Origin of the sequence: Rathayibacter sp. AY1F8 (genome assembly GCF_002932165.1) — a bacterium.
In the GTDB taxonomy this organism is placed as follows: Bacteria; Actinomycetota; Actinomycetes; order Actinomycetales; family Microbacteriaceae; genus Rathayibacter.
The window spans coordinates 172,549-184,687 of the sequence record NZ_PSVB01000002.1; the positions used below are offsets into that span (position 1 = coordinate 172,549).

A 12,139-nucleotide genomic window follows, 5' to 3' on the forward strand; every position below is an offset into this window, starting at 1 on the left:
ATGGCCGTGCCCACCGAGCTGCAGTACACCTCCGACCACGAGTGGATCCGGGTCGACGGAGAGGTCGCGACCGTCGGCATCACCGCCTACGCCGCGGACAAGCTGGGCGACGTCGTCTTCGTCGAGCTCCCCGAGGCGGGAGCCCGCGTCGAGGGCGGCAGCGTCGTCGGCGAGATCGAGTCGACCAAGTCGGTGGGCGAGCTGTTCGCCCCCGTCGACGGCGAGGTCCTCGAGGCCAACACGGCCGTCGTCGACAGCCCCGAGCTCGTCAACTCCGACCCGTTCGGCGAGGGGTGGCTGATCCGGGTCCGCTTCGACGCCCTGCCCGACGGCCTCCTCGACTCCGCCGCCTACACCGAGCTGGTCGGCGAGTAGATGGCGGCCACCAGGACCCCCGGCGCCTTCGAGTCCCGCCACATCGGGACCGACGCCGACGCGCAGCGCACCATGCTCGCGGCTCTCGGGTACGACTCCGTGGAGGAGCTCGTCACCGCCGCCGTCCCCGAGTCGATCCACGTCCGCGACCTCCCGCAGGTGCTGCCCGCTCCGGCCACCGAGACGGAGGCGCTCGCCGAGCTGCGCGCCCTCGCCGCGAGGAACACGGTGCGTCGGCCGATGATCGGCCTCGGCTACTACGGCACGCACACCCCCGCCGTGATCAAGCGCAACGTGCTCGAGAACCCCAGCTGGTACACGGCCTACACGCCGTACCAGCCCGAGATCTCGCAGGGGCGCCTGGAGGCGCTGATCAACTTCCAGACGATGGTCTCCGACCTCACCGGCCTCGACACGGCCGGCGCATCGATGCTCGACGAGGGTACGGCCGTCGTCGAGGCGATGCTGCTCGCGCGCCGCGCCTCGAAGGCGCGCACCGACGTCTTCGTCGTCGACTCCGACGCTCTCCCGCAGACCCTCGCGCTGCTGCGCGGCCGGGCGGAGGCCGTCGGCATCCGCATCGTCGAGCTCCCGCTCTCGCGCACCGCCGCGGAGGAGGTGCCGGAGTGCTTCGGCGCCCTCGTGCAGTACCCCGGCGCGTCCGGGCACCTCTGGGACCCGTCGGCGGTGCTCGCCGCGGTGAAGGCCCACGGCGGCCTGGCCGTCGTCGCCGCCGACCTGCTCGCGCTGACCCTGGTGCGCTCGCCGGGCGAGCTCGGCGCGGACGTCGCGGTCGGCACCACGCAGCGCTTCGGCGTCCCGCTGGGCTTCGGAGGACCGCACGCCGGCTACCTCGCCGTCCGCAAGGGACTCGAGCGCCAGCTGCCCGGCCGCCTCGTCGGCGTCAGCCAGGACGCGGACGGCCACCCCGCCTACCGCCTGTCCCTCCAGGCCCGCGAGCAGCACATCCGCCGCGAGAAGGCGACCTCGAACATCTGCACCGCGCAGGTCCTCCTGGCGGTCATGGCGGCGATGTACGCGGTCTACCACGGGCCGGACGGGCTCGCCGCGATCGCCGAGCGCGTGCACGGCCGGGCCGCGCTCCTCGCGCGCCTCCTCCTCGACCGGGGCCACTCCCTCCGGCACGCCGACTTCTTCGACACCGTCTCGGTCGTCGTGCCCGGCGGCGCGGAGGCGGCGGTCGCCCGCGCCCGCCAGGCAGGCTTCGACGTGCGCCTGGTCGACGCCGACACGGTCTCGGTGTCGATCGACGAGACGGTCACCGACCTCGAGGTGATCGCCGTCGCGACCGCCGTCGGGCAGCTGGACTCGTCGTTCGGCTTCCTCAGCGGCTCCGCGCGGAGCATCCCCGCCGAGCTCGACCGCCGCAAGCCGTTCCTCGTGCACCCGGTCTTCAGCAGCCACCACAGCGAGACCTCGATGATGCGCTACCTCAAGCGCCTCGCCGACTCGGACTACGCGCTGGACCGTGGCATGATCCCGCTCGGCTCCTGCACCATGAAGCTCAACGCCGCCACCGAGATGGAGGCGGTCAGCTGGCCCCAGTTCGCGGACCTGCACCCGTTCGCCCCCGAGGCGGACGTGCAGGGCTCCCTGGCGCTGATCGACCAGCTGGAGGGGTGGCTCGCCCACCTCACCGGCTACGACTCCGTGTCGCTCCAGCCCAACGCCGGCTCGCAGGGCGAGCTCGCGGGCCTGCTGGCGATCCGCGGCTGGCACCGGTCGAACGGCGACGAGGACCGCACGGTCTGCCTGATCCCCTCGAGCGCCCACGGCACCAACGCCGCGAGCGCGGTCCTCGCCGGCATGCGCGTCGTCGTCGTGGCCTGCGACGAGCTCGGCAACGTCGACCTGGACGACCTCCGGGCGAAGATCGCCGAGCACGCGGGCTCCCTCGCCGCGCTGATGATCACCTACCCGTCGACCCACGGCGTCTACGAGCACGAGGTCGCCGAGATCTGCCGCCTCGTCCACGAGGCCGGCGGACAGGTGTACGTGGACGGCGCGAACCTCAACGCGCTTCTGGGCTTCGCCCGCTTCGGAGACTTCGGCGGCGACGTCTCGCACCTCAACCTGCACAAGACGTTCTGCATCCCGCACGGCGGAGGCGGTCCCGGCGTCGGTCCCGTCGCCGCGAAGGCGCACCTCGCGCCGTTCCTGCCCGGTCACCCGCTCGCGCAGCGGCTCGAGCGCGGCGTGGGCACGCAGGGCGAGCGGATCGTCCACGGCGGCGCACCGGTGTCGGCAGCGCCCTACGGCAGCCCCGGCATCCTGCCGATCTCGTGGGCGTACGCCCGGATGATGGGCGAGGAGGGCCTGCGGGCCGCGACCGGGGCGGCCGTCCTCTCGGCCAACTACGTCGCCGCGCGCCTCCGCGAGCACTACCCGGTGCTCTACACGGGGGACAACGGGCTCGTCGCCCACGAGTGCATCCTCGACATCCGTCCGCTGACGGCGGCGACCGGAGTGACCGTGGACGACGTCGCCAAGCGCCTCGTCGACTACGGCTTCCACGCCCCGACCATGAGCTTCCCCGTCGCCGGGACCCTGATGGTCGAGCCGACGGAGAGCGAGGACCTCGCCGAGATCGACCGCTTCATCGACGCGATGATCGGGATCCGGGCGGAGGCCGACCGCGTCGGCGCGGGGGAGTGGCCGGTGGACGACAACCCGCTGCGCGGCGCCCCGCACACCGCCGAGTGCCTGACGGCCGAGGAGTGGACGCACCCCTACAGCCGCGAGCAGGCCGTCTACCCGGTCCGCTCGCTGGTGCGCGGCAAGTACTGGCCGCCGGTCCGCCGGATCGATCAGGCCTACGGCGACCGCAACCTCGTCTGCGCCTGCCCGCCCATCGAGGCCTTCGCCTGATCCGCCCGCACGCGCTCGTCCGCAACCGAGGGTGAGAGAGCAGGAACGGAGCCTCGAGCCCGTCCTGTCATCTCCCACCCTCGGCTGCGGACACCGTCGGTCCCGCACAGGCGCGGAGTGGGGCGCAGTTCTCCCGATCCGGGGGGAACGGCGCACGGCGACTCCGATGCACGAGGGAGCCCGACCGTGTGGAACGCGTGGTGGAGGTGCCGGCAGGGCTCGACGGAGTCGCGACGAGCGAGCAGCTCCACCGTGCGGGCGTCACGCCGCGGCAGTGGAGAGCCGCGGCGCGGTCCTGCGGCTCCTCGGATGGGATCGGTCCGACGTCACGTCCGCGGAGCCGGCGGCGCGAACAGCTCGGGCCAGAGGGCGACGGCCAGCGGGTACCCGACGAACGAGACGATGTCGATGATCGAGTGGGCGATCACCAAGGGCAGGGTGCGGCCGAAGCGCTGGTAGAACAGTCCGAACACCAGGCCCATGACCACGTTCCCGATGAAGGGCCCGATGCCCTGGTACAGGTGGTAGCTGCCCCGGAGCAGCGCACTGGTCACCAGGATCCGCCACCGCCCCCAGCCCAGATCGCCCAGGCGGGCGAAGAGGTACCCGATCACGACGACCTCCTCCTGCACTCCCGCCCGGATCGCGGAGAGCACGAGCACCGGCACCGTCCACCAGTACGCGTCCAGCGGCGAGGCCACCACCGCCACGGTGATGCCCAGCGCGCGTCCGACGGCGTACAGCGCGATGCCCGGCGCGCCGATCGCCACCGCGAGGACGGTCCCGGTCCCCAGGTCCGCGAACGGCCGGCGCAGGTCGAGCCCCAGGCGCCCGAGCGGACGGCCCGAGCTCTGCCAGAGCAGGAACGCGCAGAGGGCCACCGGCACCAGGTCGAAGAAGAGCGCGAGCAGCTGGTAGACGAGGTCGAAGCCCGGGCGGTCGCTGAGGGCGCCGTTGATCGTCGCGGTCTGGTCGGCCAGTGCGGTCGAGCGGGTGAGCCGGTTGGCGATGGAGACCACCGAGTAGACCGCGGAGGCGCCCAGCGAGAGCCCGAGGACCAGCAGGATCTCGATGCGGATCCGGCGCCGTCCGGGCGCGGATCCTGACAGGTCGGTGGACACTCCGTGCGTCTCCTCTGAAGTCGATGTGTTGCGCGACGGCCGCCCGGTACGCACGTTTCGTGCAGAACAGCGCAAGGATTCCACCTCCCGGTTACCGCTGTGTAACGGTTGCCACACGCTTTTGTGCAGATAGCGGGCGAATACATAGTCTCGTTGAAGGCATCCGCGCGACGGCCACCAGTCTCGTGCGCCGCCGCCGTCGCCACGCGCACGGCACTCCACGCGTCAGGGAAACCACTTCTCGCGCGCCCCCACATCACTGGAGGAATAGTGAACATCAGACGTTACGGATTCGGGGCTCTGGCGCTCGTCGCCGCGAGCACGCTGGTCCTGGCCGGCTGCAGCAGCTCGAACGACTCGGGCGGAGGTGCATCGGGAGGCGACGCCGCCGCGATCATCTCCACCAACGGCTCCGAGCCGCAGAACCCGCTGATCCCGACGAACACCAACGAGGTGGGCGGCGGCAAGATCCTCGACGAGATCTTCGCGGGCCTGGTCTACTACGACGCCAAGGGCGCCCCCGAGAACGACGTCGCCGAGTCCATCGAGTCGGACGACGCGCAGAACTACACGATCACAATCAAGTCGGGCCTGACCTTCACGAACGGCGACCCGGTCACCTCCAGCTCGTTCATCGACGCCTGGAACTACGGCGCCAAGCTGTCGAACAACCAGCTCAGCGCGTCGTTCTTCTCGAACTTCGAGGGCTTCAGCGACACCGAGGACAGCGAGCTCACCGGCCTCAAGGCCGTGGACGACACCACCTTCACCGTCGCGCTCAAGTCCCCCCAGTCGGACTTCCCGATCAGCCTCGGCTACTCGGCGTACTACCCGCTGCCCGCCGCCGCGTTCGACGACATGGCCGCCTTCGGCGAGAACCCGATCGGCAACGGCCCGTACAAGCTCGACGGCGACGACGCGTGGCAGCACGACGTCCAGATCGAGCTCGTCAAGAACGACGAGTACACCGGCCCCCGCGAGGCCCAGAACGGCGGCCTGAAGATCGTCTTCTACGCCACCCAGGACGCCTCCTACGCCGACCTCCTCGGCGGCAACGTCGACGTGATCGACCAGATCCCGGACTCCGCCTTCGGCACCTTCGAGAGCGACCTCGGCGACCGCGCCGTGAACCAGCCCTCGGCCGTGTTCCAGTCCTTCACCATCCCGGGCCGTCTCCCGCACTTCGACGGCGAGGAGGGCCAGCTCCGCCGCCAGGCGATCTCGATGTCCTTCGACCGCAAGGAGATCACCGACGTGATCTTCGAGGGCACCCGCACCCCGGCCTCCGACTTCACCTCCCCGGTGATCGACGGCTACAGCGACGCCCTCTCCGGCGCCGACGTGCTCGAGTACAACCCCGACGAGGCCAAGGCGCTGTGGGCTCAGGCCGACGCGATCAGCCCCTGGGACGGCACCTTCAAGATCGCCTACAACGCCGACGGCGGCCACCAGGGCTGGGTCGACGCGGTGACCAACTCGATCAAGAACACGCTGGGCATCGACGCCGAGGGCGACGCGTACCCGACCTTCGCCGAGGCGCGCACCAAGATCGTCGACCGCTCGATCGAGACCGCGTTCCGCACCGGATGGCAGGCCGACTACCCGAGCCTCTACAACTTCCTCGGACCGCTCTACGTGACCGGCGCCTCGTCCAACGACGGCGACTACTCGAACCCCGAGTTCGACACCCTCCTCCAGCAGGGCCTGTCGGACGCCGACGCCGACGCTGCGAACAAGACGTTCCAGCAGGCCCAGGAGATCCTCCTGAAGGACCTCCCGTCGCTGCCCCTGTGGTACGCGAACGTGACCGGCGGCTACGGCGAGGGCGTGTCGAACGTCGAGTTCGGCTGGAACTCGGTGCCGCTCTACTACGAGATCACCAAGAACTAAGCTCGAACCACTGGGGCGCTTCGCCCGTGCCGTCGGCCACCAGGTCACGGCACGGGCGGAGCGCCCTGTTTCGGTCACAATCGAATGAGGTCCCCATCCATGCGACTCCGGAACCGGCTGGGCTGACATGCTCGCCTACATCGTCCGACGCATCCTGCAAGCCGTCCCCGTGCTCATCGGCACCACGTTCCTCATCTACTTCATGGTCTTCTCCATGCCGGGGAACCCGCTCCTGTCGCTCTTCGGCGACAAGACGCCGAGCCCCGCACTCCTCGCCCGCCTCGAAGAGCAGTACCACCTGAACGAGCCCTTCTTCGTCCAGTACCTGTACTACCTGGGAGGCGTCGTCCGCGGCGACTTCGGCATCTCGTTCTCCGGCCAGTCCGTCAACGAGATCCTCGCCCGCACCTTCCCGGTCACCCTGACGCTCGCCATGATGGCGATCGTCATCGAGATCGTCGTCGCGCTGACCATCGGTCTCATCAGCGGTCTGCGCAAGGGCAGCTTCTTCGACGCGAGCGCGCTGGTCGTCAGCCTCCTGCTCGTGTCGGTGCCGATCTTCGTGCTCTGCTTCATCGCGCAGTCCTTCTTCGCGATCCAGCTGGGATGGTTCCCTCCGACCGTCGGAGCCGACGCGTCGTTCCAGAGGCTGCTGCTGCCCGCGATCGTGCTCGCCCTCTTCGTGGTCGCGTCGGCCATCCGCCTCACGCGCGGCTCGGTCATCGAGACGGCCGGCTCGGACTTCGTCCGCACCGCGTACAGCAAGGGGCTCTCGCGACGCCGCGTCATCCCCGTGCACGTCCTGCGCAACTCGCTCATCCCGGTCACGACGCAGTTCGGAGCCGACTTCGGCCTCCTGATCGTCGGCGCGACCGTGACCGAGGGCATCTTCAACGTTCCCGGAGTCGGGAACACGCTCTATCAGGCGATCATCCGAGGTGAGCGGCCGACCGTCGTCTCCTTCGTCACGGTCATGGTGCTGTTCTACCTCGTGGTGAACATCCTCGTCGACCTGCTCTACGCCGTACTCGACCCGAGGATCCGCTATGCCAAATGAGTCCACCGGCGGCGCGCAGAAGGCCCGCCGCATCGACCACTTCGTGGCCCCGCTCGAGGAGACGCCGATCGCGTCGGTCGACGCCGTCAGCCTCGACGAGAAGCCCAGCAACCTCTGGACCGACGCGTGGCGCGACCTGCGCAAGCGGCCCATGTTCTGGATCTCGGGCGTCCTGATCCTCGTCATCATCGCCGTCGCGCTGTTCCCGGGCCTGTTCACCTCGGTGGACCCCCGCCAGTGCGCGCTCTCGTTCAGCAACCAGGGCCCCGGCGACGGCAGCCTGCTCGGCTACACCAAGCAGGGGTGCGACGTCTTCTCGCGGATCATCCACGGCACGTCCACGTCGCTGACCGTCGGCCTCATCGTGATCGTGATCACGACGGTCTCCGGCGTCATCGGCGGCGCTCTGGCCGGCTTCTTCGGCGGCTGGGTCGACACCGTGATCATGCGCCTCGGCGACATCTTCTTCTCGATCCCCTACATCCTCGCCGCGGTCGTCATCATGTCCGTCTTCTCGGCCTACCGGAACGTGTTCGTCATCGCCCTGGCGATCGGCGCGTTCGCCTGGCCGACGACGGCGCGCGTCCTGCGCTCCGAGGTCCTCCGCGTGAAGCAGGCCGACTTCGTCGGCGCCGCCACCGCGACCGGCCTCTCCCGCATGGCGATCCTGTTCCGGCACGTGCTGCCGAACTCGATCGCTCCCGTCATCGTCGTCACGACGATCTCGCTCGGCGCGGCCATCACCGCGGAGGCGACGCTGTCGTTCCTCGGCGTCGGCCTGCCCGGCTCGGTCATGTCGTGGGGCAACGACATCAGCCAGGCCCAGCGCGATCTGCGCACCAACCCGCAGACGCTGATCTACCCGTCGATCGCCCTGACGGTCACGGTGCTGAGCTTCATCCTCCTCGGCGAATCGCTCCGCGACGCGCTCGACCCGAAGGCGAGGGCCCTCCGATGACCGCCACGACACCGAACGCACCGCACGGGCCGCTGCTCGAGGTCACCGACCTCGAGGTCGGCTTCCAGACCGGCAGCGGACTGGTCCCCGCCCTCCGCGGCGTGAGCCTCACGATCGAGCACGGCCAGACCGTCGCGATCGTGGGGGAGTCGGGCTCCGGCAAGTCGACGACCGCCGCCGCGATCATCGGCCTGCTCCCCGGCACCGGCCAGGTCACCGCCGGCTCCGTGCTGTTCGACGGCAAGGACCTCGCGAAGGCGACGAGGACCGAGCTCGAGGACATCCGCGGCCGCCGGATCGGCTACGTCCCGCAGGACCCGATGTCGAACCTGAACCCCGTGTGGTCGGTCGGCTTCCAGGTCGAGGAGACCATCAAGGCCAACGGCCTCGCGACCGGTCGCAAGGAGGTGCGCGCCAAGGCGATCGAGGTCCTGCAGAACGCGGGCCTCGCCGACGCGGAGAAGCGCCTCAAGCAGTTCCCGCACCAGTTCTCGGGCGGCATGCGCCAGCGCGTGCTGATCGGCATCGGCCTGGCCGCGGCTCCCCAGCTGCTGATCGCCGACGAGCCCACCTCGGCGCTCGATGTCACGGTCCAGCGCCGGATCCTCGACCACCTCGAGACGCTGACGAAGACCGACGGCACCGCGCTGCTCTTCATCACGCACGACCTGGGCCTCGCCGCCGAGCGCGCCGAGAAGCTCATCGTCATGTACAAGGGCCGCATCGTCGAGTCCGGCGCCTCGGTGGAGGTGCTGCAGAACCCGCAGCACCCCTACACGCAGCGCCTGATCGCGGCGGCGCCCAGCCTCGCGTCGCGCCGCATCCAGTCGACGGCCGGCCGGGCCGTGGAGTCGGTCCCCGGCGAGTCGGAGGCCGTCCGCGAGGTCGACCTGGTCGGCGCGGGCGCCGCGCACCACGCCGGCGCGGTCGCCTCGGGCGCCCCGATGATCGAGGTCGACGGCCTCACCAAGGTCTTCAAGATCCGCCGCGGCGGCCTGAAGGCCGAGGACTTCACCGCCGTCGACAACGTGTCGTTCTCGATCCCGAAGGGCACCACCACGGCGCTCGTGGGCGAGTCCGGATCGGGCAAGTCGACGATCGCCCGCCTGGTGCTGGGCCTCGAGACGGCGACGTCCGGAGCGATCTCGATCGCCGGCCGACGGACCGAGAAGCTCAAGGGCCGCGACATGCTGGCGCTCCGGCGCTCCATGCAGCCGGTGTTCCAGGACCCGTACGGCTCGCTCGACCCGCTGCACAACATCGGCAACACCATCTCGGAGCCGCTGCGGGTGCACAAGGTCGGCGACCGGACGTCGCAGCGCGAGCGCGTCCTCGAGCTGCTCGACCAGGTGTCCCTCCCGCGCGTGATCGCGAGCCGGTACCCGAACGAGCTCTCCGGCGGCCAGCGCCAGCGCGTGGCGATCGCCCGCGCGCTCGCGCTGAAGCCGGAGATCGTGGTGCTCGACGAGGCCGTGTCGGCTCTGGACGTCCTCGTCCAGGCGCAGATCCTCCGCCTCCTCGCCGACCTGCAGGCCGAGCTCGGGCTGACCTACCTGTTCATCACGCACGACCTGGCGGTGGTCCGCGTGATCGCCGACGACGTCTGCGTGATGCAGAAGGGCAGGATCGTCGAGCACGCCCCGACGGACACCGTGTTCGACTCGCCGCAGCAGGAGTACACCCGCGAGCTGCTCGACGCCATCCCCGGCGCCGGCATCGAATTCGCGGTCTGACCGACCGTCACCAGGGCCCCGGCCCCGCCTGGAGCGCTCCTCGGAGCCCTCCGGAGCGGGGAACCGGGGCCCTTCGCCGTGCGGACGCCTCGCTGCGGTACGATGGATGGTCCCCCTTTTGCACGAGAACACGAGACGAGTCCGTATCCATGGCAAGTGCCACCCGCTCCGACCTGCGCAACGTCGCGATCGTCGCCCACGTCGACCATGGCAAGACCACGCTGGTCGACGCCATGCTCAAGCAGACGAACTCCTTCGACGCGCACGCCCACGTGGACGAGCGCGCGATGGACTCCAACGAGCTCGAGCGCGAGAAGGGCATCACGATCCTCGCGAAGAACACCGCTGTCTCGTACAGCGGCAAGCACGCGAGCGACGGTCCCATCACCATCAACGTCATCGACACCCCGGGCCACGCCGACTTCGGCGGCGAGGTCGAGCGCGGCCTGTCGATGGTCGACGGCGTCTGCCTCCTCGTCGACGCGTCCGAGGGCCCGCTGCCCCAGACCCGCTTCGTGCTGCGCAAGGCGCTCGAGGCGAAGCTCCCCGTCATCCTCCTGGTCAACAAGACCGACCGCCCCGACGCGCGCATCGACGAGGTCGTCGCCGAGAGCCAGGACCTGCTCCTCGGCCTCGCCTCCGACATGGCCGACGACGTGCCGGACCTCGACCTCGACGCGATCCTCGACGTCCCCGTGGTCTACGCCTCCGGCAAGGCCGGCCGCGCCTCGGCGAACAAGCCCGAGGACGGCACGCTGCCGGACGCCGAGGACCTGGAGCCGCTGTTCGAGGCGATCCTCAAGCACATCCCCGCGCCGACCTACGACGACGACGCGCCCCTCCAGGCCCACGTCACCAACCTCGACGCGTCGCCGTTCCTCGGCCGCCTCGCCCTCCTCCGCGTCTTCAACGGCACGATCAAGAAGGGGCAGACGGTCGCCTGGGTCCACCACGACGGCACCCACACCAACGCGCGCATCACCGAGCTGCTGATCACCAAGGCGCTCGACCGCTACCCGGCCGAGTCCGCGGGCCCCGGCGACATCGTCGCGATCGCGGGCTTCCCCGAGATCACCATCGGCGAGACCATCGCCGACCCCGAGGACATCCGCCCGCTGCCGGCCATCACGGTCGACGACCCGGCGATCTCGATGACGATCGGCACCAACACCTCGCCGCTCGTCGGCAAGGTCAAGGGCCACAAGCTCACGGCGCGCATGGTCAAGGACCGCCTCGACCGCGAGCTCATCGGAAACGTGTCGCTCAAGATCGTCGACATCGGACGTCCCGACTCGTGGGAGGTCCAGGGCCGCGGCGAGCTCGCGCTGGCCATCCTCGTCGAGCAGATGCGCCGCGAGGGCTACGAGCTGACCGTCGGCAAGCCCCAGGTGGTCACCCGCCAGGTCGACGGCAAGACGCACGAGCCCTTCGAGCACCTGACGATCGACGCTCCGGAGGAGTACCTCGGCGCGATCACGCAGCTCCTCGCCGCCCGCAAGGGCCGCATGGACGGCATGTCGAACCACGGCACCGGCTGGGTCCGCATGGAGTTCATCGTCCCGTCGCGCGGCCTGATCGGCTTCCGCACCGAGTTCCTCACCACCACCCGCGGCACCGGCATCGCGAACGCGATCCTGCACGGCTACGAGCCGTGGGCCGGCGCGATCGTCACCCGCAACAACGGGTCGATCGTCGCGGACCGCAACGGCGTCGTGACCCCGTTCGCCATCATCGCGCTCCAGGAGCGGATGACCTTCTTCGTGAACCCCACCGAGGAGGTCTACGAGGGCATGGTGATCGGCGAGAACTCGCGCAACGACGACATGGACGTCAACATCACCAAGGAGAAGAAGCTGACCAACATGCGTCAGTCCACCTCCGACACCTTCGAGTCGATGACGCCGTCGCGTCAGCTGACGCTCGAGGAGTGCCTCGAGTTCGCCCGCGAGGACGAGTGCGTCGAGGTCACCCCCGAGGTCGTCCGCATCCGCAAGGTGGAGCTCGATGCGAACGCCCGCGCGCGCATGACGAGCCGCCTCAAGAAGCAGGGCTGAGCCCCGGGCGCCTCGGCGCCCGCCCACGACGAGACCGGCCGGAGCGATGCTCCGGCCGGTCT

General features: G+C 70.0%; 8 protein-coding genes. 7 read left to right on the forward strand and 1 reads right to left on the reverse strand.

The annotated features are described in order from the left end of the window. Both gcvH and gcvP read left to right on the forward strand, forming a co-directional pair. Nucleotides 1-375 (forward strand): glycine cleavage system protein GcvH, encoded by a 375-nt coding sequence (gene gcvH / locus C5C35_RS02400; protein WP_104237541.1) that lies wholly within the window; start codon nucleotides 1-3, stop codon nucleotides 373-375. Continuing rightward, nucleotides 376-3,264 (forward strand): aminomethyl-transferring glycine dehydrogenase, encoded by a 2,889-nt coding sequence (gene gcvP / locus C5C35_RS02405; RefSeq protein ID WP_104246611.1) that lies wholly within the window; start codon nucleotides 376-378, stop codon nucleotides 3,262-3,264. 326 nt (nucleotides 3,265-3,590) lie between these two features. Here gcvP and C5C35_RS02410 read toward each other — a convergent pair whose 3' ends face one another. Beyond that, nucleotides 3,591-4,385, reverse strand: coding sequence for a CPBP family intramembrane glutamic endopeptidase (locus C5C35_RS02410; RefSeq protein ID WP_258059269.1), 795 nt, complete (start codon nucleotides 4,383-4,385; stop codon nucleotides 3,591-3,593). A 270-nt stretch (nucleotides 4,386-4,655) separates the two neighbouring features. Here C5C35_RS02410 and C5C35_RS02415 point away from each other — a divergent pair, with 270 nt between their 5' ends. The 5 genes from C5C35_RS02415 to typA all read left to right on the forward strand — a co-directional run bounded on the left by C5C35_RS02415 (nucleotide 4,656) and on the right by typA (nucleotide 12,077). Further along, a complete protein-coding gene (locus C5C35_RS02415; RefSeq protein WP_104222974.1) occupies nucleotides 4,656-6,275 on the forward strand; it encodes an ABC transporter substrate-binding protein in 1,620 nt (539 codons plus the stop codon). Between the two features lie 127 nt (nucleotides 6,276-6,402). Next, nucleotides 6,403-7,332 carry an ABC transporter permease gene (locus tag C5C35_RS02420; RefSeq protein WP_104222975.1) on the forward strand — a complete coding sequence of 310 codons (930 nt, stop codon included), beginning with the start codon at nucleotides 6,403-6,405 and terminating at the stop codon, nucleotides 7,330-7,332. Then, entirely contained in the window at nucleotides 7,322-8,290 is a 969-nt protein-coding gene (locus tag C5C35_RS02425; protein WP_104222976.1) for an ABC transporter permease, read from the forward strand. Before C5C35_RS02420 ends, C5C35_RS02425 begins: the two co-directional genes overlap by 11 nt. Further along, the gene (locus C5C35_RS02430) at nucleotides 8,287-10,023 is read left to right on the forward strand and encodes an ABC transporter ATP-binding protein (protein WP_104225543.1); all 1,737 of its coding nucleotides are present in this window, start codon (nucleotides 8,287-8,289) and stop codon (nucleotides 10,021-10,023) included. The genes C5C35_RS02425 and C5C35_RS02430 overlap by 4 nt, the downstream gene beginning before the upstream one ends. A gap of 149 nt (nucleotides 10,024-10,172) precedes the next feature. Beyond that, the gene (gene typA, locus C5C35_RS02435; protein ID WP_104222978.1) at nucleotides 10,173-12,077 is read left to right on the forward strand and encodes a translational GTPase TypA; all 1,905 of its coding nucleotides are present in this window, start codon (nucleotides 10,173-10,175) and stop codon (nucleotides 12,075-12,077) included. The last annotated feature ends 62 nt before the right edge of the window (nucleotides 12,078-12,139 follow it).